We start from the raw sequence: 24,343 nt of genomic DNA, 5'->3' as shown, positions 1-24,343 counted from the left end.
TCTAAAATAGTAATAAAATCAAAATTACCAAACCTAAAAAACCAAACATATAAAAGGCATAATCCTGAACCTTACCTGTTCCAAATTGGGCTATACCATCGCTTAAAGTTTTTGCAAGATTTGATATGAACATAGGTATCCTATTCATTCTTAAGTCTTCATATTTTGCTGATTTTTTAGATACTGGAATTACTAAATTATCCATTAATTTTTTCCATTGTATGTTTATAAAATCATACTCTGCCTTCGCAACTGTTAAATCCATGGTTTTCATAAAACCTTTTGCACCTATTCTATAAAACCAGTCAAGGTCAAGATTTATATAAGGTTTTGGCTCTAATTTTTTCAAAAATATAACAAAAACCAAACCTGTAAAACTAAAGATAGCCAGGGTATCCATAATATGCTGAACTGTATAGGGTTCATAACTCATCGGATAGGGAAGAAATTGATAAAAAACCTGTGGAAAGATTCCAATAAGTATACAAAGAGCAGAAGTGGTTAACATGGCAATCTTCATATTTATTGGGATTTCTTTAACTGAATAATCAGATTTCTTTTCTGAAAAGAAAGTATAATAACCCATTTTACATATGATGCTAATAATAGTTCCACAAGTAGCAATATTAAGCATCAGATAAGCAAAGGCATTTTGTATTTCGCCAGCTGCTGAAATAATGGGTGATTTTCCTATAAATCCGTTTGTCAGAGGAAATCCTGCAATTGAAAATGCTCCTACAAAGAAGCTCAATGCAGTAAGAGGTGCATATCTACCAAAATCTCCAAGTTCTGTCATTTTTTCTTTACCTGTAGCAAATATAACTGCACCAGCAGACATAAAAAGCAAACATTTATAGAGAATGTGATTGAAGGCATGGGATGCAGAGCCATTAAGTCCAAGAGAGACAACACCTAACCCTACTCCTGCAACCATGTATCCAACCTGACTTACAATGTGATATGAAAGAAGCCTTCTTAGATTATTCTCAAGCAATGCATAGATAACACCGTAAACTGCCATCACTGAACCAAGATATATCAACACTTCAGCTCCCGGGAAACCCCTTATAAGTGCATAAACAGCTGCCTTTGTTGTAAAGGGATTAAGAAAAACACTTCCATAAATAGTTGCAGAGGGATATGCATCAGGTAACCAGGCATGCAGTGGAGGAACAGCAGCACAAAGAATAAAGCCTATTAATATGAGCCACCAGAAAGTTTCTCCAGAATAATTCATAAGAGAGGAAAAATCATAATTCCCTGTTTTGTAAATATAAATCATTATTCCTGCAAAAAGGGAAAGTCCTCCTGCTACATGAACAAGTATATATCTGAAACCTGCAGAAGTTGCCTCCTTTGTTCTGTTGCTCCAGATTAAGATAACTGCACAGAAAGAAAGAATTTCCCAGAAAAGATAAAAACTAAGAATATCCGCTGCAAAACTTACACCAATGGAGGCACCTGTATACAAAAGCCCTGCAAGTTGTTGAATCCAATCATCAATATGATAGCAGTAGATAATACCAATAAGTCCGATAAAGCTGAATATGTAGGCAAAAAGAAGACTCAGTTTATCAACCCTTACGAGGGGAGAAATTTCATGACCAAATAAAGAGAAAGCTCCATAAAAACCCTGTGATGCATTAAGAGTAAAGAAAAACCCTATTGTTGCTACTGCTACACTATAAGGTGAACGCAGATTTTTGGGTAGTAAAGGGAGAATAATGGCTCCTATTGTTAAAATCAACGCAGGATGTATGAAATCAATCATAGTAATCCTCCCTCTTTGTAACCACCTTACTTAAAGACTTTGCAAAAATAACTATAAATAAAGTTCCAATTAATCCGATCAATGCTCCAAAGGCAGGCAACTCTTCAAAATCAAAATAACCATGTCCAAGATGCATGAATTTAATCAAAATAATGTGTAAAACTAAAATCACTGCACAGGACAGATATATTATCTTCCTTCCCATTTTAGAGCACTCTCCTTATTATCTCTATTAAAAAATCTGGATAAACTCCCCAAAATATGGTAAACAAGGCTGTAATTAAAAGTGGAATTGCACAAAAATAATTTTCCTTTGTTTGAGACCATTTCAATGAGTTTTCTGGTTTTCTGAAAAAAGCTCTATAAGAGATTGGTAAAAAATAGGCAGCATTTAAAAAAGAGCTTGCTAAAAATATGCCTATTAGCTCAGGTCTTCCTATTTCAAGGGCTCCAATAGCAAGATTTAACTTACTTATGAATCCTGCAAAAATAGGTATTCCTATCATGCTTAGTGTGGCAAGGAAGAAAGAGAACATCGTTATTGGCATTGCTTTACCTATGCCATCAAGCTCACTTATTTTTTTAACATGGGTGGATACATAAACTGAACCTGCCACAAAAAACATTGTTATCTTTGAGAAGGCATGCATGCTTATATGAATTAAACCACCAAGAATTCCAGAGGGAGAAAACATGGAAACACCAATTATTATATAAGAGAGATTGGCAACTGTTGAGAATGCCAATCTTGCCTTGAAATCATCCCTTGTAAGGGCAATTAATGAACCAACAATGATTGTTACTCCTGTCAGTATAAATAGCAAATCCTGCATTCCAATTATTTTTATTGTGTTTTCTCCGTAAACATTTAATAATACTCTTGAAACAGTAAAGACTCCTGCCTTTACAACTGCAACTGCATGGAGCAAGGCACTAACAGGTGTAGGAGCTACCATTGCCGCAGGAAGCCAGCTGTGAAGGGGCATCACAGCAGACTTATTAAATCCATAAATGAAAAATATGAGCATTATTTGAAGAAGAAATTTATTGTTTTCAGCCAGCTCCTGTGAAAAAATTCCTCCCCTTCTGAAATCAAGAGTTCCTGTAAGAATATAAGTTAAAACTATTGCAGAAAAAAGGAATATCTTTGCTGTTCCAAGAAGATAAACAATGTATTGTCTTCCTCCTTCAAGGCCCTCTTTGTCCTCATGGTGAGCAACAAGAGGATAGGTAACAATTGTTAATGCTTCATAAAAAATAAACATAGTAAAAAGATTAGCAGAAAAGGCAATTCCAATGGCTGAACTTAAAGAAAGTGCAAAACAGGCAAAGTATCTTGTCTGGGCATGTTCATTCAATCCTCTCATGTATCCTATGGAGTAAAAAGTTGTAACAATCCACAGGAATGATGCACCAAAGGCAAATAAAAGACCAAGTCCGTCAACTTTAAAGGCGAGTTCTATTCCGGGCAATACGGTGGCAATTTTGAGATAAATCTCCTGACCATTGAGAAATGGTGGAATTAAAAGAGATACAAAACTAAATTTTAAAACTCCTGCAATTACTGATACCGCTTCCCTTAAATTGGGATTTCTATCTCCTATAAGAACAATCAGAACTGCTCCCAAAACAGACACTAATATAGCAAATAGAGGAAGAAAATCAATCATTTCCCTGTTCCTCCCGCAACTCCCTTAAGTCTTCAATATCAATGCTTTTTCTTAAATTAAAATTGGCAATCAATAGAGACAATCCCACAGCCACAGAGCCAGCAGCAACAGCAATGCTAAATAAAGCTAAAACCTGCCCACGAATATCATTCATGTAATGGGATAGAGCAACCAGTGCAAGATTTACTCCTGCAAGCATTACCTCAAGAGAAATAAGCACAATGATAAGATTTCTATTGATTAGAATACTTAATGCACCCATCCCAAAGATTAATCCTGCCAAAGCCAAATACCATTCAAGGGGTATCATTTTGCCCTCCATGCAATAACAGCAACAGCAATCATGGGAATCAATAGAATAATACCTAACAGAAAAACTGCAAGGGGATACTCGTTAAAAAGCATAACACCTAAAGCTTTTGTATTACCAATCTTTTCAATATATTCAATGGTATATTTACCTTTCCATGCTGTAGTGATACTTGAAAAGGCACCTATAAAAACTCCTGTAAGTGATAATCCTATAAGAGCCTTACCCTCTGGTAAGTCTGTGTATCTTTTCCCTTTTGGGAGTTCCTTAGCACCTAATAAAAAAACTGTAAAAAGAAACATAACAAGAATAGCTCCAGCATAGACAATTACTTGAACTACTGCCAAAAACTCTGCATTAAGAAAAAGATAAAGGACTGCAATATGTAAAAAAAGCAATAAAAGCCAGAGCACAGAATGAACAGGATTTTTTCTTGTCAAAGCCATTAAAGTAATACCAATCATTGAAGCACAAAAGTAAGCAAATATCAGATAAATCATAACCCTAACCTCTTTATAAATGCCACGATTAATAAATTTACAATTCCTGCTGGAATAAGCACTTTCCAACCAATGTTAAGTAACTGGTCAAACCTGTATCTTGGCAGTGTTGCCCTAACCCAGATATAAAGGAAAATAAAGGCATAAACTTTTATTGCAAACCAAAGAATCCCGGGAACTTTTTCAAGAAAGGGCAATATATCAATAATAAATTTTGGAATTGTCCATCCACCAAGGAAACAGAGGGCACAAAGGAATGCCATAATATACATTGCCACATATTCAGCCAAGAAAAAGAGAGCATATCTAAAGGCACTGTATTCTGTAAGGTATCCTGCAACGAGCTCTGTTTCAGCCTCTGGAAGGTCAAAGGGTGCTCTGTTTGTCTCTGCAAAAGCAGAAATAACAAAGACAATAAAACCAATTATCTGAGGAATTGCATATACTCCAAAGACTGTGTTATGCTGGGCAATTACAATTTCTCTCAGATTAAGGGAACCTGCTGAAAGCACAACTCCAGCAAGGCTTAATCCAAGAGCAATCTCATAACTAAGCACCTGTGAAGCAGACCTTAACCCTCCTAAGAAAGAATATCTACTATTTGATGACCATCCAGCAAGGATTATTCCATAGACTGCTACAGAGGCTGATGCAAGAATGAAAAGAAGTCCTATGTTTAAATCTGCAAGAATGAAATTTCTGTCAAAGGGAATAACTGTAAGATTTATCATTGTAAAAACAAGAACAATCAAAGGTGCAATCTGAAAGAGCACTTTTTCTGCATTCATTGGAACAATATCTTCTTTGAAAAATATTTTTATAAAATCTGCAATTGGCTGAAGAAGTCCATAGGGACCAACTTCCATAGGTCCCATTCTTGCTTGTGCCCTTCCAATGATTTTTCTTTCAGCATAGGTTGTATAAGCTACATGGGCTAAGACAACACCAAAAACAACAGCAGTTTTTATGAAAATGATTATTAACTCAATCATTTTTGCTCCTCAAGAATTTCTTTGAAACCTCTCCAGAGCTCTCTACCTTTTAAAGGATAGTCCTTCCTTAAAGGATGACCATCCCAGTCCTCAGGCATAAGAATTCTTCTTAAGTCTGGATGGCCTGTAAACTTTATTCCAAACATGTCAAAACATTCTCTTTCATGCCAGTTTGCACCCTCCCAAAGATCGGTAATACTGTCTATTTCTGGTTCCTTATCATCAATTTTTGCTTTCACTCTTATATGAAGCCTTCTCCATATGCTGAAAAGATTATATACAACTTCAAATCTTGGATTTTCTAAATAATAGTCAACTCCGCAGAGGTCCTGAAGATGATTAAATCCCTGCTCTTCTTTCACATATCTAAGTATCTCTTTAATTTTTTCCTTTTTTACTGTAACTGACACCTGACCTCTAAATTCAGTTATTTCAAGGACTTCCTCAGGAAATTGCTCCCTCAGAAGGAAAGCAATTTTAAGAGAATCCTGATAATTTCTCTCTATTTCCTGTGCCATGTGAGTGCTCCTATAAGAATTTCATAGATGTAACCTACAAGAATAAGCCCTATAAAAATAATCATCACCCAGAATCCCTCAATGGATAATAAATCAAAGGCTACTGCCCAGGGATAAAGGAAAATAACTTCCACATCAAAGACAACAAAGAGAATAGCAAGAAGGAAAAAGCCAATGAAAAATCTTTCTTTCGGTTCTCCACTTGGAAGATTTCCTGACTCATAGGCAATAAATTTAACAGGATTAAATTTTCTTGGTGCAACTAATTTATTAATTAAAAGTCCTCCTAATCCAAAAATTGTGGAAAAGACCAATGCAATAAAAACTGGTAGATATTTATAGGGTATGTAAGTTCCTGGCTCCATTAATCTCTCACCCCTGCAATTTTTCTAATAGGAACTGGTTTTGGTTGTCTTTTACCAACAGGCAGTCGCATTCTGTTAATCCCCGGTAAATACCAGAATTTGTTAATATATTCGTTACCCTTGTATTGGCTTATGAATTCATCCCAGTTTTTAAGTAAAGATTCTTTATTAAAATAGTTTGTTTTTCTGTCATAGGAAGCATACTCGTAAAATTCTGTTAAGACAATTGCATTTACAGGACATATCTCCTCACAGTATCCACAGAAAATGCATCTTAACGCATCTATCTCATACTTGGTTAAAACTCTTACACCTGTTTCCACATTCAATGAAAAATCAACATAAATACATTGAGAAGGACAAACCTGAGCACACTTTGTGCAGGCTACACATCTCTCTTTCCCTGTTTCAGGATCGCGAACAAAGGCATGTCTTCCTCTGAAACCTTCTTCAGGTTCTTTTTTTTCCTTTGGATATCTTATTGTTACTGGATGAGTAAATATTGTTTTAAAGGTTATGAGCAAACCTTTGATGATATCTAAAAATAAAATTTTTTTCAGCAAATTATTCATCTATCAGCTTCTCCCATAACAATATCAAGGGTTCCGATTATGGCAATAACATCAGCAAGTAAATGTCCTTCACAAAGCTTTGGAATTGCCGAAATATGAACAAAAGAAGGTGCCCTGACCCTCATTCTGTAAGGTCTTCCTGAACCATCACTTACAATATAAAATCCAAGCTCACCCTTCGGTGCTTCAATTGCTGAATATATTTCTCCAGGAGGTATCAACTCAGCTTTCTCATCAACAAACTTAATAAAACCACTCCATAGAGAATCTCCTGCAGAAATTTTTCTTTTCCCTTGATGAGGAATATCAATATCAATTGTCTGTTCAGCTATTATCTCTCCTTCAGGCATCTTTTCAATACACTGTCTTATTATCAATGCAGACTGTTTCATTTCTCGAATTCTACAAAGGTACCTGTCATAGGTATCACCATTTTCTCCAAGGGGAACCTCAAAATCAACCTCAGAGTAGGCATCATAGGGTATAAGCTTTCTGATATCATAGTAAACACCTGAACCTCTCAAAGCAGGACCTGTAAGTCCCAAAGACAGGGCTTCCTCTGAAGATACAACTCCAACTCCCTTTGTTCTTGATATCCATATTCTGTTTTCTGTAAGTAATCCTTCATATTCATCAATGCGATTAAGCATAATTTCAGTAAATTTGGATATTTCCTCTAAAACCTTCTCTTTTATATCAACTCTGACACCACCAATTCTCGGATAACTTACTGTAAGGCGGGCTCCACAGATTTTTTCAAAAAGCTCAAGAATCTGCTCTCTTTCTCTGAAGGCATAAAGAAAGACTGTCATTGCTCCAATATCAAGAGCATGGGTGGCAAGCCAAAGTAAGTGACTGCTTAATCTTGTAAGCTCTGCCACCATTGTTCTTATATATTTTGCTCTTGGAGGTGGCTCAATACCCATAAGCCTTTCAACAGCAAGACAGTAACCAATATTGTTAGTCATACTTGATATATAATCAAGTCTGTCTGTAAGGGTCATTGCTGAAGGATATGTCTTTGATTCTGCAAGCTTTTCAATACCTCGATGAAGATAACCTACATCAGGGACAATTTTTAAAACCCTTTCACCCTCAAACTCAGTATAAAGCTTTAAAACCCCATGAGTTGCAGGATGATGGGGACCCATCTGAAGAACAAATTTTGTTTCAGATAATTTTTCTATTTCCAACTGCCCCATCTTCCCTGCTCCTTCATTATTTTTTCTTTAAGTTTAAGTAAGCCATACATTAAAGCCTCTGGACGGGGTGGACATCCTGGAATATAGACATCAACAGGTAAAAACTGATCTGCACCCTGAACTGTGCTATAGGTATTAAAAATTCCTCCTGTGCAGGCACAACTTCCCATTGCAACAACATATTTAGGCTCTGGCATCTGATCATAAACTCTTTTTACAACAGGTGCCATTTTATAGGTAACAGTACCAGCTATAATTATCACATCTGCCTGCCTTGGCGACGCTCTGAAAAGTATTCCAAATCTGTCAAGGTCATGATGGGATGCTCCTGCAGCCATCATCTCAATAGCACAACAGGCAAGTCCAAAAGTAAGAGGCCAAAGAGAATTTGACCTCCCCCAGTTAACAATTTTATCAAGGGTAGTAAAGATTACATTACTACCCTTGATAATCCTTACTCCGTCATCAACTTCAATTAGTTCTTTTATTTCTTTAGTATCTGTCATTTTTTTCTTTTCCAAAGTGATGTCAGAAATCAAAATTAACTTTTTTGAGATTCTTCCAGATTTTGTCCTTAAGAATGACAGATTAAGTATTTGTCATTCTGACCCTAAGCGTATACGAAGGTGAAGAATCTCATATTTAAAAAATTTTAAATCAATAAAGGGATTCATAAGTATCCTTAACGAATCTCTCTCTTTTTAACCTTGATGCTTCATCGGCTGAGATGAATCTTAATGCCTTTGTTGTACATTTAGTTACACATGCAGGTTTTAATCCCTGATCAACTCTGTCTTTACAGTAATCACATTTGACAACCCTTCCTGTTTCAGAATTCCATTGAGGAACTCCCCATGGACAGGCTGTAATACAGGATTTACAACCTATACACAGGCTCTGTTCAATAAAAACAATTCCGTCCTTTGAACGTTTTTGCATTGCCCCTGTTGGACAGGCTTTAACACACCAAGGGTCTTCACAATGAAAACAAGGCATAAATACAAATCTCTGTCTTGGCAGTCCTCCGACCAATTTTATATCAGTTTCTATGATTCTACAAAGCCTTGGACCAACAGGTAAGTCATTTTTTGTTTTACAATGAACTTCACAGGCATAACAGCCTATACATTTTTCATGATCTTGATATATGTAATAAATGCTCATCTATTCACCTCCTATGCCTTTCTTACCTTAACAAAACATTCAAAAAGAGCACCTGTATGGCTTCCATAGGCCATCTTTTCAAAGGCACCTTTAAGGAGCCTGCCTTCATTAAGACCTTTCCCATAGGAGCGAGTTTTGACAGGAACTTCATTTTCAAATCCACGGTACATAAATACAGCCTCTGGATGAATGAATGGAGTTACCTTTGCCTTAATTTTTCCACTGTAATCACCAGAGGAAACCTCAACAGTATCTCCATCTTTTATACCAAGTTTTTTAGCTACTCCTTCATTTATCCAGAGTTCATTCTCTGGTACAATCTCATTTAGGTACTTGTTGTTATGGGTTTGAACATGGGTGTGAACTGCCATTCTTCCAAAGACAAGTCTAAATTCTCCTTCTTCAATATTTGGTTTCGGAGGTGTCTGGAAATCAAGAAAATATGGAACTTCTCTTTCTGTCATCTTACTTGAAAGTATCTCTACTTTTCCTGAAGGTGTTTTAAACTTAAGCTCATCTCTACTGTACATCACTGGATTTTTACAAAGTGCAACCTGTCCATTTTTGTTGAAATCTTCAATTTTTATTCCTGTTCCTTCAAGTTGATAATTCCATATATCTTCTATTGTTTCATAGGGCATGTGCTCACCTGCACCACAGGCTTTTGTAAGTCCTGTGAATATTTCCCATTTACCTTTGGTGTCATAGATAGGATTTATTGCTTTCCTGCGCATTACTAATGTTGGCTTTGCTCCTCTTTGGAGCCCTATTATATCATCCCTTTCAAGATAGGTAGACTCTGGAAGAACCACATCAGCATACCAGGCAGTAGCTGAATAATTTGTATCTACTGCAACAAGAAGATCAAGTCCATTTAAAATTTCTTTTATGTCTTTATGGGTGATACCTGCAAAGGGATCATAACGGACAACAAAAAGTGCTTTTATTGGATAGGGTTCACCTGTTTTTATAGCTCTGTATAGGTGAAGAATATGTCCTGCACCATCATAAAGGAAGCCTTTGCCTTCCTCTGCTTCAACTCTTTTGTCAGCTGGTGCGGGAATTCTTTCAAGAATACTATTAAGTCCCTTTGCTCCAACTTCTTTTGGAGTTTTTGCTAAAATTAACCCACCCTTCTGTTCAATGCTTCCAAGAAGGGCATTCAGAATTATCACTGACCTTGCAAAATAAAAGGAATCCATTGTTCTTGCAGCAAACCATCCAGGATAAAGGATTACTTTAGGGCTGTCAGAGGCAAGCTGTCTTGCAAGATTAATTATTTCATAGGCTGGAATTCCTGTTTCTTTTTCAGCCCAATCTGGAGTGTAGGGTTTAATGAAGTTTTCAAGCTCTGGAAGTCCAGTTACAAAGCGGTCTACAAAGTCTCTATCAAAAAGGTTTTCTCTTAAAATTACATGAATTAGTGCAAGATTTAAAGCATAATCAGTGCCTGGTCTTATTTGCAAAAATTTTGTAGCCTTTGTTGCAGTTTTAGTTGCTCTTACATCAATGTATGTAAGTTTAGCACCATTTGTAAGAGCCTTAACAATATTGTTAACCTCCCTTACACCCAATGCTTCAATGGCGTTTCTACCATAAAAAACCATATGACGGGTATTTGCAAAGTCATAACCAATCTCTGGCCTTCCATATCCAAGAAGGCTTTGATAGGCAAGGTCAACATTTTTTCTGCAAAAGTCATCATGACTAAAATAATTTGGTGAACCAATTGCTCTTAGAAAACATCTTTGAATTTCACCAAATAATCCTGCACCTCTGTCAAGTAGTGCAACAGATTTTTTGCCATACTGAGATTGAATTTTATTCAATGCCTCTGCTACATAGGCAAAGGCTTCATCCCATGTTGCTCTTTTAAACTGACCAGAACCTCTTTCACCAGTCCTTATCATGGGATATTGAGGTCTTTCAAAGTCATAAAGAAGAGACAGTCCAGCAGAGCCCTTAGCACAAAGACTGCTTTCTATGCCTGCAACATAGGGATTTCCTTCTATCCAAGTAACTCTTCCATTAATAACTTCTACCTGTATGGGACATCTTACTGAACACATTCCACAATTGCTGTATACAGATGAAACTTTAGACATTTTTCACCTCCTTTTAATTTCAAAACCTTTTATTCTATAATTTTTAAAACTTTCTTTTACATTGTTTATAGAAATCCCAAAGAGTTTTAACTTGATTTTTTATAAATATAAATTTAAATTTATTAAGAAAGTGGGGAACTAAGTCCCCACTTTCTTAATTTTAAATCAAAAACATTTACCATGCACCAACTGCCTTGGCAGCTTCTCTCATAATATCATAATCTTTGTCTTTTACTGGGACAAAACCTTCTATTCTTGCTGGTCCTAATACTGATATAGTCTTAAGATCACCTTTTTTGAGTTTAATCAATGCATCTCTTAATTTTTTTGCTAATTCAGGATCCATTTTCTTTGATATAGCTATAGGCCAATTAGGTATTGGCTCACTTACTGCTAACTTACGGAATTTACCTGCACCAACTTTTAATTTTTCAACATCATCATCTCTTACAAAACCTGCATCTGCCTTTCCAGTAAGTACAGCTTCTGCAACAGGATCACGTTTCTTTTCAAATATTATTTTGACATCATCCTTTTTTATACCAGCCTTTGCTAACATCATCATCTGTACAAGGTACGCACCTGCTGAACCTGGATCTGTTGCAGCAATGGTTTTTCCTTTAAGATCAGCAATTGTTTTAATAGGACTTTCCTTTTTAACTATTATTGTTCCTTTGATATCATCACCAATCTCTGGTTCTGAAGCTATAACAAGCGGTTCTGTTTCAGGAACTGCCTTTTTTAGTAAAACATAAAGATAGGGATTGGTGTAGACAAAATCGTATTGTCTTGCTTCAGCTTCTTTTCTCCATGTGTCAAAATCCTTTGGTATCACAAGAACAACCTTGACTCCTAACTCTTTACTTAAATAGTCAGCAAGGGGTGTAAAACCTTCTCTCATTTCCTTCTCTGTAAGCCTTGGCAGAACACCAAACTTCAACTCCTTTGCAATTGCATTGAAAGGAAACACCAGCAATACAACTAAGGCAATTAACAACAACTTCTTACTCATGACAAACCTCCTTTTATTTTTTTATCTTGGCGTAGGTATTACGCCTAAAAGCATGAATGCTAGTATTGTAAGACCAATAACAGCTACCCTTTTGACCCAAAGAGGATTCAATTTTTGAGCTATTCTTGGACCAACATTACCTCCAATTATAGCACCAATAGCCATTATAGCAAACAGTAAGAAATCTACATTTCCAAAGCCAATCACTCTAGCAGTTGCCATTGAAGTGTTAAAAAATATGGCTAAAAGAGAGCTTCCGACAACGACATACATAGGAAGTCCCATTATTACAGTCATTAAAGGAACCATGAAAGGACCGCCACCAAAACCAAACATACTTGACATTACTGCTATTAAAAAACCACCAGTACAGCCAACTATCATATTTGCTTTAAATTCTTGTCCCCAGAATTCAATTTTCATAGCATACCTCCTTTACTATTTTTGTAATTTTTTCTCAGCTTTTTTAGCAGCTGCTTCCTCTGCCCTTCTCTTGAATTCTTTCAGAATAGCCTGTTCTTTTTTGTTTCTTTCAATGTATTTTGGCGTTGTCTGCCAAAGCATAATAGCACCAAGAATTAAAAGCACCCAACCAAAGAGAAACTTATATTGTTCAAGAGTTATCATCTCTGTAAGCTTAGGACCAATGAATCCTCCTGCTAACATCGCCAATCCTACACCAACACCTAATTTCCAGCTTATGAATTTTATTCTTGTATAGTTATATATACCACTTGCTTGGCTAAATAAAACTGTTGGGAGAACAGAGCCTGCTACAATTGTATGAGGTATTCCATATATAAATATCAACAGAGGATTTAGAATAAAACCTCCACCAGCACCCATTAAAACGCCAAATGTGGTAACGACAGTTGCGAGTAAGAATGGTCCGATTACGTTAAGACTCTGCCCTGCTCTGTCAAAATAAAGTTCTCCAAAGGAAAGTTCATGTTTAAAAGTTACAGTTTCACTTTTCAAATCTTTATCAACAACAGCAATTACTGTATAATTACCGCTTGGTGCGTTATCAGGCAATTTATATTCCGCCTCAAAGGTTCCGTCTTCATTTATCTTTATTGTTGGACTAAACATCCTTTCAGGCCATCTAAATCTCGCTTTCATAAGAGGCATTGATTGTCTTCTGTTACCCTTTTCATCGAGTGGTTCAAGTTTTTCACCTCTTGAGCCCATTATAGTGGCTAAAATAGATGCCTGCCATCTTTCAACGACAGCCTTTCCAGGAGTTATATAAGCTACATCTGCTCCAGTTGTTGTAAGCATTCTGCTTACGCTCCAGTCTTTATCCTTAGCTGCTTCAATTTTATATGCCTCTTCAACCTCCTTTGGCATAAGAATCATATAAAGAGCGGGAATATCTTTACTTAAATAAAATATATAGGGTATTTTCCCTGTATCTGGATCTCTTCTTGCATCAAGCCTTGAAACTTGAACTTTTTTTTCAGAGGCTATTTCAATATAAACGGGTCTACCTGCAGGAGCCTTTCCTTTTATTTTGATTATTTCTCCTCCTTCATAGACAGATTTGTCTAAAGACAACGTAACCTGTTCCTGAGGCAATGTAACTTGTTCTTGCGTTTGTTCTGCAAAGGCATTACCTGAAGCAAAGAAAATTAAAGCTAAAAATAATATCCAAATTTTCATATTTTCTCCCCTCCTATTATTATCTTACAATCAATACAGATTGAGTAGCATTGACTGCTACTTTCTGAGTAACACTTCCAAAAAGCGTTCTTTCAGTGGCATTCTTACCCTTTGAACCAATAACGATTAAGTCAATTTTGTTGTCCTTCGCGTAGTCAACAATTACATCTGCTGGTGTACCTTCTAAAATTAAAGTTTCTCCTCTCACCCCCTTTTCATTCATGATTTTTTTGGCAGAATTAAGATTTCCCTCTGTTTCTGCTTTAAATATTGCTTCAACAGTGGCGCAATCAATGCCAATTTCTAAAAAACAAACCTTTGGGACAACCGATAAAACTGTAATATGGGAATCAAATTTTTGAGCTATCTCTATTGCTTGCTCTAAAGCTTTCTTCGACCATTCTGAACCATCAAAACACACTAAAATTTTTTGCATAACACTTCTCCAAAAAAGTATTTCAGGAAAAGTTAAAAAGCAAAGACTTTGCCAGATTGATTTAATTGAAAAATAAGAAAATTTTATTTATTGGACTGTGCTGAAGGGAACAATCTTAAAATCTACTGTCCCATTTGGGACAATTATGCTTTTACTGTTTAATATTATTACGAGTTAAATATCTGTAAGAAAAATGAATCAAAATTAAGATAATAGCAAATATCACAATCATACCAACAATATATTCAATGTACATTATACCTTTTTGAATGTTTTCGAGAAATTTACCACCCATGTATCCTGCAGAAACCATCACCGAAAGGACAACGGCAGAACCAAAGGCATCTATAATTAAAAATTTATAAACGGGAACTTTTGTTATTCCAGCAAGAATAAATACTTGGGTTCTAAAACCTACAAGAAGTCTTCCAAGTAACATTAAAAGTGTGCTGTGTCTTATAAACTTTCTTTCAAGAATAAGAAATTTAGCAGGTGAGAGGATTTTTTCAAATCTCTTATTGGTTACAATTTTTCTTCCAAATTTTTTTCCTGCATAATAAAGCATAAAATCAGAAATTACTAATCCTGAATAGGCAATAATTATTGCTGGAATCGGTTTAATTATTTTGAAAGATATCAACATCCCACAGGCAATCAGTATCAAATCCTCTGGGAAAAAGGGAACGCCTAATCCTCCAAGAATTAGTAGAAAAAATAAACCTGGATATGAAAATTTAGCTATAAATGAATAGGAATCCATCAATAATTAAAACGGAGAGGCAGGGATTCGAACCCTGGGTGGAGCTTTTGGCCCCACAACCGCTTAGCAGGCGGCTGCCTTCGACCAGCTCGGCCACCTCTCCAAACTCTATGGTTAATAATAGCATTCTTTACCTAATTCTTGCAAGATAACCACTTTTAAGTTGATCTAAAATTTTGTTTAATCTTTCACTGTTTCTTTCAATTTCTTTTTTTAATTTATTTACTTTATCATAGTCTCCTGAATTATAAGCAACTATTATGTCCCTTCCAAGACTATGACAGGCTCTATGAACTTCCTCAAACTCCATAAAACCTGGTAAGTCTCTATATTTCTGTCCTTCTTCTCCATAATACCACTTTCCTGCACCACAAGCACGATAATCAGCAAGGCGTTCTGGATCAAGTCTGTCAATACCTTTCAGATGGGCATGTACTCTTACCATTAATCTTTCATGGTCTCCTTTGAAAATATCAAAAAGCATTTCTTGAGATTTTTTTGTTTTAACTAATGAAGCTGTGTGTCTTAAATCCGATGAAATATGAAGAATTGCATATGAATCCTTTACAATTTCCCATGCGAGTTTTTCTATTTCTGATGCAATTTTTGCACTTTCTTCAATGTTTCTTGTCACTTCTTCACTTGCCGCAGACTGCTCTTCCACTGCTGTTGCTATTTGTGTTATCTGATCTTTAACTTTTATAACAGCCGACACAATCTCACCTAATGCCTTTCCGATACTATTTACTGCATCGGTTACCTCTTTTACTTCTGTAAGTTCTTTATTCATTGATTGGGCTGTCTGTAATGTCTCCTTTTGAATTAGACCTATCTTATTTGCAATCTCCTCTGTTGCTTTAATCGTTCTTTCTGCAAGTTTTCTTACTTCATCTGCTACAACTGCAAAGCCTCTGCCTTGCTCGCCTGCACGAGCTGCTTCAATTGCTGCATTTAAGGCAAGGAGATTAGTTTGGTCCGCTATGTCTTTTATAACAGTTACGATTTCTCCAATTTCAGTAGCTCTTTTATTGAGATTATCAATCATGCTACCAAGTTCATTAGTTGTCTGGTAGACAATATTTACTTTCTTTACTGCTTGCTCTGCTGAGGACTGCCCTTTTTTAGCTATTTCCATTGCCTCTGTTGCAGTTTCTGATGCCTTAGCTGCATTATTTGCTATATCTGTAATTGTCTGAGTCATCTCCTCTGCTGCAGTTGCGATCTGATTTGCCTGTTGAGATTGTTTCTTGGCATCTTCAATTGTATCATCAATAACTTTGTTACATTTGTCAACGGTTGAAGCAAGTTTTTGAGAGTATTCCAAAGAGCGGTCTGTAAGATTTATAAAAGATTGTAAGACTCTATCAATACTGTTTGCAAGCCTTCCTACAATATCTACTCTATCCTTAAATCCTACACTTACAGTTAAATCTCCCTCTGAAATTTTTTGCAATGTCTGAGCAAGAAGATTAATGGGTTTATGAGTAATCATATAAGTTATGTAAACTATCAAAGAAGCTGATATAATCCCTAAAAATCCCAAAACAGCAAAAGCAATCTGCATATTTCTTACTTCTTTCATTATTGTCTCTGGAACTTCTTTTGCTCCAAAATGAACTGCTGAATCAAAAGCAATCTTATAAGCTCCATATCCTGTTACAATTACTGTTGCAATTACTCCAAAGGCAATTGCAAATGCAAGTGGAATAACCATTTTCCAGCGTAACTTAACTTTTTTGTCAAGTTCCTGTAAAAACCCCATATTCCCCCTCCTTTTTAAAGATTAAACTTTAAATCTGAATGTTATTATATCACCATCCTTTACTTCGTATTCCTTTCCTTCTAATCGTAAAATTCCTTTTTGTTTAGCTAAACCAAGGTCTCCCTGTACTGATAGAAAATCTTCATAAGATATTACTTCTGCTTTGATAAATCCCCTTTGAATGTCTGAATGAATTTTACCTGCGGCTTCTACAGCCTTTGTTCCTTTGTGAATACTCCAGGCTCTTACTTCTTGAGAAATTATTGTAAAGAATGTTATGTAATTTAAAATTTCATAGACTTTTTTTATAATTTTTTTACTAACTGGTTCATCTACTCCCATAGCATCCAGAAAATTATATACTTCATCATATGGAAGTTGAGAAATTTCGCTTTCAAGGCTTCCACAAATCGTTATAAAATCTAAGTCTTTGTATTTACCGGAATTGAAGGTTTTCTCATCTACATTTGTTACTGCTAAAAGAGGTTTCAAAGTTAAAAAATTCAGATGTCTTATTTCAATAAATTGTTCATCTGATATTTGGGCTGTTCTTAAAGGTTTTCCATTTTCAAGATGTTCTTGCAAAAAAATTAAAACCTCCCTTTCTCTTTCATTTATTTTTTGTCCTTTCTTTTTTTGTTCGTCCATTCTTTCAATTCGTTTAGTGACCAAATCTAAATCAATGATTAAAAATTCATACTCAAGTTCTGAAAAATCTCTTAAAGGATCTATTGAATCAAACTGATAGGGAATAGATAAATCCTCAAATCCCCTTAAAACATATATTAAAGCATCTGCTTCTGTTATATTTTTTATTATCTTTGAATTATGAACTGGATTGTTTTTTAAAAGTCCAGCAGTATCAATGCATTCAACTGTTGCAAAGGTTGTCTTCTTTGGTTTAACAAGTTCGCTAATATTTTTTAATCTTGAATCTTCGACCTGTATTATACCTTTGTGAATTACATCAGGAGGAGTTATTGAAGGTGATGTATCAATTTTTTGATGGGTAATTGCATTAAAAAGAGTTGTTTTGCCAGAGTTAGAAAAACCAATGAGAGCTATTTTCATATTCTACCTTCAAGGAAATTTTTTAATACCACCATAGCTTGAGCAATTCGCTGAAGTTTCATATTTCTCTGTCTGATTTGAAAGGCATCGTTGAAGGGAAACGGTTCTGCTCGAATTTGTCTTTCCTTTTTTATTAATGCTTCCTGAAGTTCTTTAAGCTCTCTTTCTTTAAATTTTTTTAAAAAAATTGGATTTACTATAACAAATCCTTCAGCAATATCAGAGGCAATTGCCTGTAAAGACTTAGTTCTGCCCTCCATTATCTTGCCCCTTCTTTTTATTTAATATAATTGAAACCCAGATACCAAATTCATATAAAATAATCATTGGAACAGCCATCAATGTTTGATTGAAAGCGTCGGGAGTGGGAGTAATAATTGCAGCAACAACAAAAGCAAGAATCACTGCAAGCTTTCTGTATTTTTTCAGTGTCTGTGGAGTTATCAAACCCATTCTGGTAGTAATAACAATAAGAATAGGTAGTTCAAATACAAAACCGAAGGCAAGTAAAAACTTTAAGAGAAAATCTATATAAAGTCCCACAGAAAGCATGGGCATGAGAAAATCTCCTACCTTATAATTAAGGAGAAAACTCATTGCAAATGGAAGCACTATTAAATAACAAAAGGTTACTCCAACAAGAAAAAGACCCGAGGCACTTAAAACAAAGGGAATAATATATTTTTTTTCATGTTGATAAAGCCCTGGGGAAATAAACTTCCAAAGCTGATAAAAAACTATAGGAATTATAAGAATAAAACCACTTACAAGGGCTATCTTCATATTCATCCAAAAAGCTTCTGCAGGTCCCAAAAATACAAGCTTTGTATTTTGAAGCTTCTGATCAGGAACAAAAACTAATCCTTCCTTCAATGAAAGTTGAGGGGAATAATTAAGAGGAAAAAGTAAAAGCTTAAATATATATTCAGAAAAACTAAAGGTAATCAAAAAGGCAATTAACAGAGCAACAAGGCATACAACAATTCTTTTCCTTAACTCTGAAAGATGTTCTATTAAAGACATCTTTTGTTCTTCCATCCATTCTTACTCCTTCTTTTCAATCTCTCTTTTGGCAATGTTTTCAATATGTTTATCAATTCTTAAATCAGAAAGGTTTGGCATATCTTTGAAAAGTTCATCTTTTAATTGTAGAGGATCTTTTATATCTTTTTTTGCTTCTTCAACGGTTTCTTTAACCTCTTCGATTTCCTTTTCCATTTCTGTTTTTGCAGACTGAAAAGCCTTTTTAACTTCATTAAGTGCTTTTCCTAATGAATAGCCAAGTTCTGGAAGTCTCTTAGGACCAAAAACTAATAATGCCACTATGAATATAACAATTAACTCCTGAATTCCTAAATCAAACATGAATTTATTATAACATTAATGAACATCATCTACAATTTTCTTTAACTTTTTCTTTTCTTGGGGGAAAAGAACAGTTACACCAAAAAGTAATCTAACATCTGGAGTTCTGTTTTTTATATCAAAACCAATACCTACAGAAGTATATGAAAAATCTGTTACCCTGACTCTATAACCAAGCCGCCATTCAAGGAGGTCTATTTTATTTTTATTAATAGCTTTTCTGCCAATTATTTCAAATAAAATCTTTGAATTGTAACTTATCTTCAACTCTGAACCAAGATTAATATTCCATGATTCATTTAATCCTTCTTTCTCGGGATTGAAATAAATTATGTTTCCATGGGCTTTAACAGGACCTATCTTTTTGGTTATAACAAAACCTGCACCTAATCCACCGCCTGTTGAAAAATCTTCATGCCCGATATCACCTGATAAATAAAGCATATAAGCAAAGGCTGGCAAAAAAGTTGTTTCATCAATAAATCTATGTTTAAATCCAAAATTTAGGTCTTCTGCTCCATTGTCATTGAAGGAATTTTTATAAGAAATGTTATAGGGAAGATTGGTGATAATTTCAACTCTATCTGTTAATCCATAAGAAAGATTTAGATTCAATCTTTTTATAGCTGGCTCTCTTGTAAAATCAAAATTAAGGTCAATGGCAACCTGATTTCTGTTCGGAGATTCTGCAGAAAAGGTTGAAAAAACTGCAAAGGGAGCTGTTGGTGAAAATCCCTTTCTGTCAAATGAAAACGCAGGTGAACTAAAAACAATTATAATCAAAAACGAAATAAATAACTTCTTCATTTAGGTAAGCATATCAAAATTTTTAAAATCTGTCAATTTATGTTTGAAAATTTTAGTTGATGAAAGATTGATTCTATTATTTTCCTTCAAGAACTTCTCTGATTTTTCTTGAAAGGACTTCTATACTGAAGGACTTTTGAATGTTGAAATATAACATTATCTGCATATCCTATAGGGGGGATAAATACACCCCCCCTCCCTATAAAAATTTTTTAACAGCCTTCTACTGCTTTCTTTTTCTTTGGTGCTGTCCCTTCTTTAGCCTTTTCCTTTGGTACTTCCTGCTTGATTGTTATTTTGTCACCAACTTTAAGTTCAACAGTAACTTCTTTTCCATCTGCTTTCTTAACGGTTATCTTGTTTCCGTCAATATTGGTTATGGTTCCGCTAATATTGGCTGCATAGGAAGAGACAACAAAACCAAATACAAAGGTTAACATTACTACTATTGCTAATATTTTTTTCATTCCCTTTCACCTCCTTTCTTTTTAGGATTTGGTTAGATTATATCAATAAAATGAAAGTTTTGTTAACTGCCCAGCATAAACTATTGCTGCTCTTAAAATCAATGTTCCTGTAAGTACTAATATAGCTGCAAAATTCATTCTAAAAATTTGAGCACGGGTAAATTCACCATGAAAACCATCTTCAAACTCTTTTAATTCTCCAAGTTTAATTCTTAACGCTAAAGGAAGCAAAAGAAATATAGAAATAAGGGCAATAGTAAATATGAAATGTTCACTTGTTAGTGAGAAAAAGGGTTCAATTGCCCTTTTATATGGAGCAGTCGATGTATATAATCCATAGAAAAACAAAGCTATCACAACAAGTTCTGCAACAATTAACCATATATCAATTTTTGTAAAGAGAAATTTAATCTCTGCTTTTTTAGCAATAATAACAATCATTGCAGCACCTGAAGAAAGAGCTGAAACAAGAAATAAAATTGACAGTGTAGCATTGTTCCAAAGAGGGATTGCTGCAAAGGAACTAAGTAGAACACCAGTGTATATTCCAAGAAATATTCCCATAGCGAAATTTAACTTTGCAATTGGTCTCATTTTAGGTACAAGTTTCTCAGAAATTTTTATAAGAAATGGAAATCTTAGACGATGTCTCTGCTCATTAGGAATAACTGCTAAAATGTAAAGTGCATTTGCAAATAAAACAGCAGGGACTCCCCAGGTACCCCAAGACATAAGAGAAAGAGGCTGAAAAGTTAAATAACCCCAGTAAAGGTTGAAAGGTGCACCGAGATCAAGGATTATAAATTGGGCACCCACAGAAAGTATTATAAAGGCAATAAAGGGCGCTCTAACACATTGAGCAAGCTCTTCAACAGGTTGTTTAGGAATCCTCAAATTTGCAATTGAACACATGACAAGCATTCCAGCTGAAAGACCTCCTAAGAATAAGTAAATTACAATTCTCCAATCCCAAACTTCAAGATGGGGAAAGGTAATAGCATTTGTTCCTGTAATACTAAGCTCTATCATTATAGACCTCCTGCAAATTTTTTGTTAATGTAAAAGACTCTTGGACGGGTTCCCGCGAATTCAAGTCTCACTGAAGCATCGTATTTTTTAATAAGCTGTGATACTTCACTGTTTGGATCATCTAAATCACCAAATATCCTTGAATGTCCAAGACATGTTTCAACACAAGCAGGACTTTTGCCTTCTTTGAGTCTGTGTTCACAAAAGCTACATTTATCAGCAACACCTTCTGGTGTAGAATACCTTGCATCATAGGGGCAGGCTAAAATACAGGCTTTACACCCAATGCATTTTTTCTTTTCAATCTGAACTGTTCCATCTTTTGCTCTATGAGAAGCTCTTGTTGGACAGGCATCAATACAGGGTGCTATTTCACAGTGATTACAAAGCTCTGACCTTTGTTCCATTCTCAAATATGGAAATTCACCTCTTACTTCTTCAACAACTCTTGTTCTAAAATATCCATCAGCAACTCCATTCTCTTTTTTACAAGCAATAACGCATGCCATACATCCAATACATCTTTCAACATCTATGACCATAACATATCTTGGCATATCAGACCTCCTTGGCAATCTTTACAAAATTAACTCTCATTCCAACAGTTCCTGCAATTGGGTCAATGTCATATCTTGTTATAAGTTGCTGGTCATCGGCACCTCTTAAATAAGCTTTTCTTAAAAGTTTTGAAGTTGATGAAAAACCATGGACAAGATATATGCAGTCTGGTCTAATTCTCTCTGTTATTTTTATTCTTACTTTATTTGATTTAACTCCATCCTGATTTATAAGTACAATATATTCACCATTTTTAAGCCCCTTTCTTTTCGCAACCTTTGCATTGACCCATGCTGTATTTTCTTCCATCAATTCCCACAAAGAAGGATTATTGGTTGTCCTCGAAAATGTATGCACTGGAGATCTACCATAGATAAGTCTAAACCACCCTTCAGGAGGTTGTTCATGTCTTGTGTATTTTGGAACAGGATCAAATCCTTTATCTTTAAGTTCTTTACTGTAAAGCTCAATTTTTCCTGAAGGTGTTTTAAATTTTGGCTCATTATCAGCTGATATGTAAGGTTTTTCACTTTCTGGAAAACTAATATAACCCTTTTTTGTAAGCTCGCTGTAATCTATTCCCCATGTTTCACACTTCATTTTTAAGAAATCTTCAAAAGTATTCCATGGAAAGTGATCTTCAAGTCCGAGTCTTTTACCAAGTTCCTTTGCTATCCACCATCCTGGTTTTGTATCATACATTGGCTGGACAACAGGCTGACGGATTGATATTCCAAAGGCTCTCTCTTTCACTGTAAATAAATCATCGTGGCGCTCAAGATAGGTGCATTCTGGAAGTACCACATCGGCAAGTATTACACCATCATAGGGCATCATATCCACTGCAACAAGTAGCTCAAGTTTTTGAATAGCCTTTAAAGTATCTCTCTGATTAGGCATTGCCTTAATTATGTTTATTCCTGTGGTAAACCAGCCCTTTATAGGATAGGGTTGCTCTGTTAATGTAGTTTTAACAATTGCATGAGTTAAACCTTCTTCACCTGCAAAGGGATAATTACCCTTATGGATCTCTGGTTTTTGGTGGTCAGGATAATCTTTATCTGAAAGAAATACAGGTTCAAGCTTTTTCTTTGGATTAAGATAAATTCCACCTGGTCTTCCATAGGCACCTAAAAGGGCTGTAAGTATGGCAACAGCACGCTGACGTTGTACATTATCTGAATACCATGCGGTATGTCTTCCTGGATGGATTAAAACACTGGGTTTATTTTTCCCCATAATCCGAGCTGTCTCAATAATTAAACTTGCTGGGATATCTGTTTCTTTTTCAGCCCATTCTGGAGTATATTCTCTTACTGCATTTGCAACTTCATTAAATCCAACAGTATATTTTGCAACATACTCTTTATCATAAAGTCCTTCATTTATTATTACATTAATCCATGAAAGCAAAAGTGCAAGGTCAGTGGCTGGTTTTATAGGCAGCCAATATTTTGCTTTTCCTGCAGCTGTTGAAAATCTTGGGTCAACAACAATTACAATAGCTCCCTTACCTACTGCCTCTGCAAACTCCTGACACTGAGAATTATGGGCATTCTCCCCAAGATGACTACCTATAAGAACAATTACTTTACTATTCTGAATATCAACTCTTTCTGGATTACCAACTGCTTCACCAAAAGTTATTTCAAAGGCAGTATCACGAGCACCTCTACATAATGCAAAGGAAGGAAATGCAAAATTTGGTGAGCCAAAGGCTTGAAGAAGATGGATAAAATAGGTTGAAATTGTTCCATGTGTAAGAAGAGCTATTGATTCTGCACCGTATTTTTCTTTAATTTTTTCCATTTTATCTGCCACATAACCCAAAGCTTCATCCCATGAAACCTTCTTAAACTTTCCTTCTCCTCGACTACCAGTATTAATAAGAGGCGTTTTTAATCTATCAGGATCATAAAGAAGCCCAATTCCTCCATGCCCTCTTGCACATAATTTTCCACGAGAGTTTGGATGAATAGGATTCCCATCAAGCTTTACAACCTTTCCATCAACAACCTTTGCAATTACACCACATCGCCAGAAACACATCTCACAGGTTGTAGGAACATATTGGGGTAATGAAACAGGTTTTTTACCAAGGGCTAAAACTGACTTTACTACTGGTGTTCCAGCAACTGCAACGCCACCAGTTACTGCTGCAATTTTTAAAAAATCTCGTCGGGTAATACTCATACCCTCACCCCCTTGCTTTTGTTATACTATATATAAATGGTATCTAAAAAAA

The 24,343-nt window shown here is 35.4% G+C and carries 26 protein-coding genes, 1 tRNA gene and 1 pseudogene; all 28 read right to left on the bottom strand.

Translation table 11 applies throughout. The annotated features are described in order from the left end of the window. Position 1: 1 nt before the first annotated feature. The gene (locus QI155_RS03605; protein ID WP_068859735.1) at positions 2-1,771 is read right to left on the bottom strand and encodes a Na(+)/H(+) antiporter subunit D; all 1,770 of its coding nucleotides are present in this window, start codon (positions 1,769-1,771) and stop codon (positions 2-4) included. Beyond that, positions 1,764-1,976 (bottom strand): hypothetical protein, encoded by a 213-nt coding sequence (locus QI155_RS03600; RefSeq protein WP_068859733.1) that lies wholly within the window; start codon positions 1,974-1,976, stop codon positions 1,764-1,766. Before QI155_RS03600 ends, QI155_RS03605 begins: the two co-directional genes overlap by 8 nt. Position 1,977: 1 nt before the next feature. Then, positions 1,978-3,441 (bottom strand): monovalent cation/H+ antiporter subunit D family protein, encoded by a 1,464-nt coding sequence (locus QI155_RS03595; protein ID WP_068859731.1) that lies wholly within the window; start codon positions 3,439-3,441, stop codon positions 1,978-1,980. After that, positions 3,434-3,751, bottom strand: coding sequence for an NADH-quinone oxidoreductase subunit NuoK (gene nuoK, locus QI155_RS03590; RefSeq protein WP_068859729.1), 318 nt, complete (start codon positions 3,749-3,751; stop codon positions 3,434-3,436). The genes QI155_RS03595 and nuoK overlap by 8 nt, the downstream gene beginning before the upstream one ends. Next, positions 3,748-4,251, bottom strand: coding sequence for an NADH-quinone oxidoreductase subunit J (locus tag QI155_RS03585; protein WP_068859727.1), 504 nt, complete (start codon positions 4,249-4,251; stop codon positions 3,748-3,750). The genes nuoK and QI155_RS03585 overlap by 4 nt, the downstream gene beginning before the upstream one ends. Then, entirely contained in the window at positions 4,248-5,243 is a 996-nt protein-coding gene (gene nuoH, locus QI155_RS03580) for an NADH-quinone oxidoreductase subunit NuoH (RefSeq protein ID WP_068859725.1), read from the bottom strand. Before nuoH ends, QI155_RS03585 begins: the two co-directional genes overlap by 4 nt. After that, on the bottom strand, positions 5,240-5,761 hold the full coding sequence (locus QI155_RS03575) for an NADH-quinone oxidoreductase subunit C (protein WP_068859723.1): 522 nt from the start codon (positions 5,759-5,761) through the stop codon (positions 5,240-5,242). The genes nuoH and QI155_RS03575 overlap by 4 nt, the downstream gene beginning before the upstream one ends. Continuing rightward, a complete protein-coding gene (locus QI155_RS03570; protein WP_068859721.1) occupies positions 5,746-6,126 on the bottom strand; it encodes an NADH-quinone oxidoreductase subunit A in 381 nt (126 codons plus the stop codon). The genes QI155_RS03575 and QI155_RS03570 overlap by 16 nt, the downstream gene beginning before the upstream one ends. Next, entirely contained in the window at positions 6,126-6,698 is a 573-nt protein-coding gene (gene nuoI / locus QI155_RS03565; protein WP_068859719.1) for an NADH-quinone oxidoreductase subunit NuoI, read from the bottom strand. The genes QI155_RS03570 and nuoI overlap by 1 nt, the downstream gene beginning before the upstream one ends. Beyond that, entirely contained in the window at positions 6,695-7,900 is a 1,206-nt protein-coding gene (locus QI155_RS03560) for an NADH-quinone oxidoreductase subunit D (RefSeq protein WP_068859717.1), read from the bottom strand. The genes nuoI and QI155_RS03560 overlap by 4 nt, the downstream gene beginning before the upstream one ends. After that, entirely contained in the window at positions 7,882-8,406 is a 525-nt protein-coding gene (locus QI155_RS03555) for an NADH-quinone oxidoreductase subunit B (protein WP_068859750.1), read from the bottom strand. Before QI155_RS03555 ends, QI155_RS03560 begins: the two co-directional genes overlap by 19 nt. Positions 8,407-8,557: 151 nt before the next feature. After that, positions 8,558-9,064 (bottom strand): 4Fe-4S dicluster domain-containing protein, encoded by a 507-nt coding sequence (locus QI155_RS03550; protein ID WP_068859715.1) that lies wholly within the window; start codon positions 9,062-9,064, stop codon positions 8,558-8,560. Positions 9,065-9,075: 11 nt separating this feature from the next. Then, positions 9,076-11,169 carry a molybdopterin-dependent oxidoreductase gene (locus QI155_RS03545; RefSeq protein ID WP_068859713.1) on the bottom strand — a complete coding sequence of 698 codons (2,094 nt, stop codon included), beginning with the start codon at positions 11,167-11,169 and terminating at the stop codon, positions 9,076-9,078. Positions 11,170-11,344: 175 nt separating this feature from the next. Next, positions 11,345-12,181, bottom strand: coding sequence for a phosphate/phosphite/phosphonate ABC transporter substrate-binding protein (locus tag QI155_RS03540; protein ID WP_068859710.1), 837 nt, complete (start codon positions 12,179-12,181; stop codon positions 11,345-11,347). 21 nt (positions 12,182-12,202) lie between these two features. Continuing rightward, a pseudogene (locus tag QI155_RS11045) lies at positions 12,203-13,312 on the bottom strand (TSUP family transporter). A gap of 550 nt (positions 13,313-13,862) precedes the next feature. Further along, positions 13,863-14,279, bottom strand: a complete 417-nt coding sequence (locus QI155_RS03525) for a universal stress protein (RefSeq protein WP_068859705.1) — start codon at positions 14,277-14,279, stop codon at positions 13,863-13,865. 151 nt (positions 14,280-14,430) lie between these two features. After that, positions 14,431-15,039: a VTT domain-containing protein gene (locus tag QI155_RS03520; protein ID WP_068859703.1), complete on the bottom strand. Its 609-nt coding sequence runs from the start codon at positions 15,037-15,039 to the stop codon at positions 14,431-14,433. Positions 15,040-15,051: 12 nt separating this feature from the next. Then, a tRNA-Ser gene (locus tag QI155_RS03515) sits at positions 15,052-15,142 on the bottom strand. Between the two features lie 27 nt (positions 15,143-15,169). Beyond that, entirely contained in the window at positions 15,170-16,801 is a 1,632-nt protein-coding gene (locus QI155_RS03510) for a methyl-accepting chemotaxis protein (RefSeq protein ID WP_068859701.1), read from the bottom strand. A gap of 21 nt (positions 16,802-16,822) precedes the next feature. Next, entirely contained in the window at positions 16,823-17,872 is a 1,050-nt protein-coding gene (locus tag QI155_RS03505; RefSeq protein ID WP_068859699.1) for a DUF933 domain-containing protein, read from the bottom strand. Further along, entirely contained in the window at positions 17,869-18,132 is a 264-nt protein-coding gene (locus QI155_RS03500) for a hypothetical protein (protein ID WP_068859697.1), read from the bottom strand. Before QI155_RS03500 ends, QI155_RS03505 begins: the two co-directional genes overlap by 4 nt. Next, positions 18,116-18,910, bottom strand: a complete 795-nt coding sequence (gene tatC / locus QI155_RS03495) for a twin-arginine translocase subunit TatC (protein ID WP_068859695.1) — start codon at positions 18,908-18,910, stop codon at positions 18,116-18,118. The genes QI155_RS03500 and tatC overlap by 17 nt, the downstream gene beginning before the upstream one ends. A 6-nt stretch (positions 18,911-18,916) precedes the next feature. Beyond that, positions 18,917-19,237 (bottom strand): Sec-independent protein translocase protein TatB, encoded by a 321-nt coding sequence (gene tatB / locus QI155_RS03490; RefSeq protein WP_068859693.1) that lies wholly within the window; start codon positions 19,235-19,237, stop codon positions 18,917-18,919. A gap of 15 nt (positions 19,238-19,252) precedes the next feature. Then, on the bottom strand, positions 19,253-20,044 hold the full coding sequence (locus QI155_RS03485) for a hypothetical protein (protein WP_281321119.1): 792 nt from the start codon (positions 20,042-20,044) through the stop codon (positions 19,253-19,255). Between the two features lie 212 nt (positions 20,045-20,256). After that, positions 20,257-20,511 (bottom strand): hypothetical protein, encoded by a 255-nt coding sequence (locus tag QI155_RS03480; protein WP_068859689.1) that lies wholly within the window; start codon positions 20,509-20,511, stop codon positions 20,257-20,259. A 42-nt stretch (positions 20,512-20,553) separates the two neighbouring features. After that, the gene (nrfD, locus tag QI155_RS03475) at positions 20,554-21,540 is read right to left on the bottom strand and encodes an NrfD/PsrC family molybdoenzyme membrane anchor subunit (protein WP_068859688.1); all 987 of its coding nucleotides are present in this window, start codon (positions 21,538-21,540) and stop codon (positions 20,554-20,556) included. Continuing rightward, entirely contained in the window at positions 21,540-22,097 is a 558-nt protein-coding gene (locus QI155_RS03470) for a 4Fe-4S dicluster domain-containing protein (RefSeq protein ID WP_068859686.1), read from the bottom strand. Before QI155_RS03470 ends, nrfD begins: the two co-directional genes overlap by 1 nt. Position 22,098: 1 nt before the next feature. Beyond that, complete coding sequence (locus tag QI155_RS03465) at positions 22,099-24,291, bottom strand: molybdopterin-dependent oxidoreductase (RefSeq protein ID WP_281321118.1); 2,193 nt, start codon at positions 24,289-24,291, stop codon at positions 22,099-22,101. Positions 24,292-24,343 lie beyond the last annotated feature (52 nt).

It is taken from the genome of Thermodesulfovibrio sp. 1176 (genome assembly GCF_029946585.1).
In the GTDB taxonomy this organism is placed as follows: domain Bacteria; phylum Nitrospirota; class Thermodesulfovibrionia; order Thermodesulfovibrionales; family Thermodesulfovibrionaceae; genus Thermodesulfovibrio.
The sequence above is the reverse complement of the archived record's forward strand: the minus strand, read 5'-3'. Positions and strand labels throughout refer to the sequence as shown.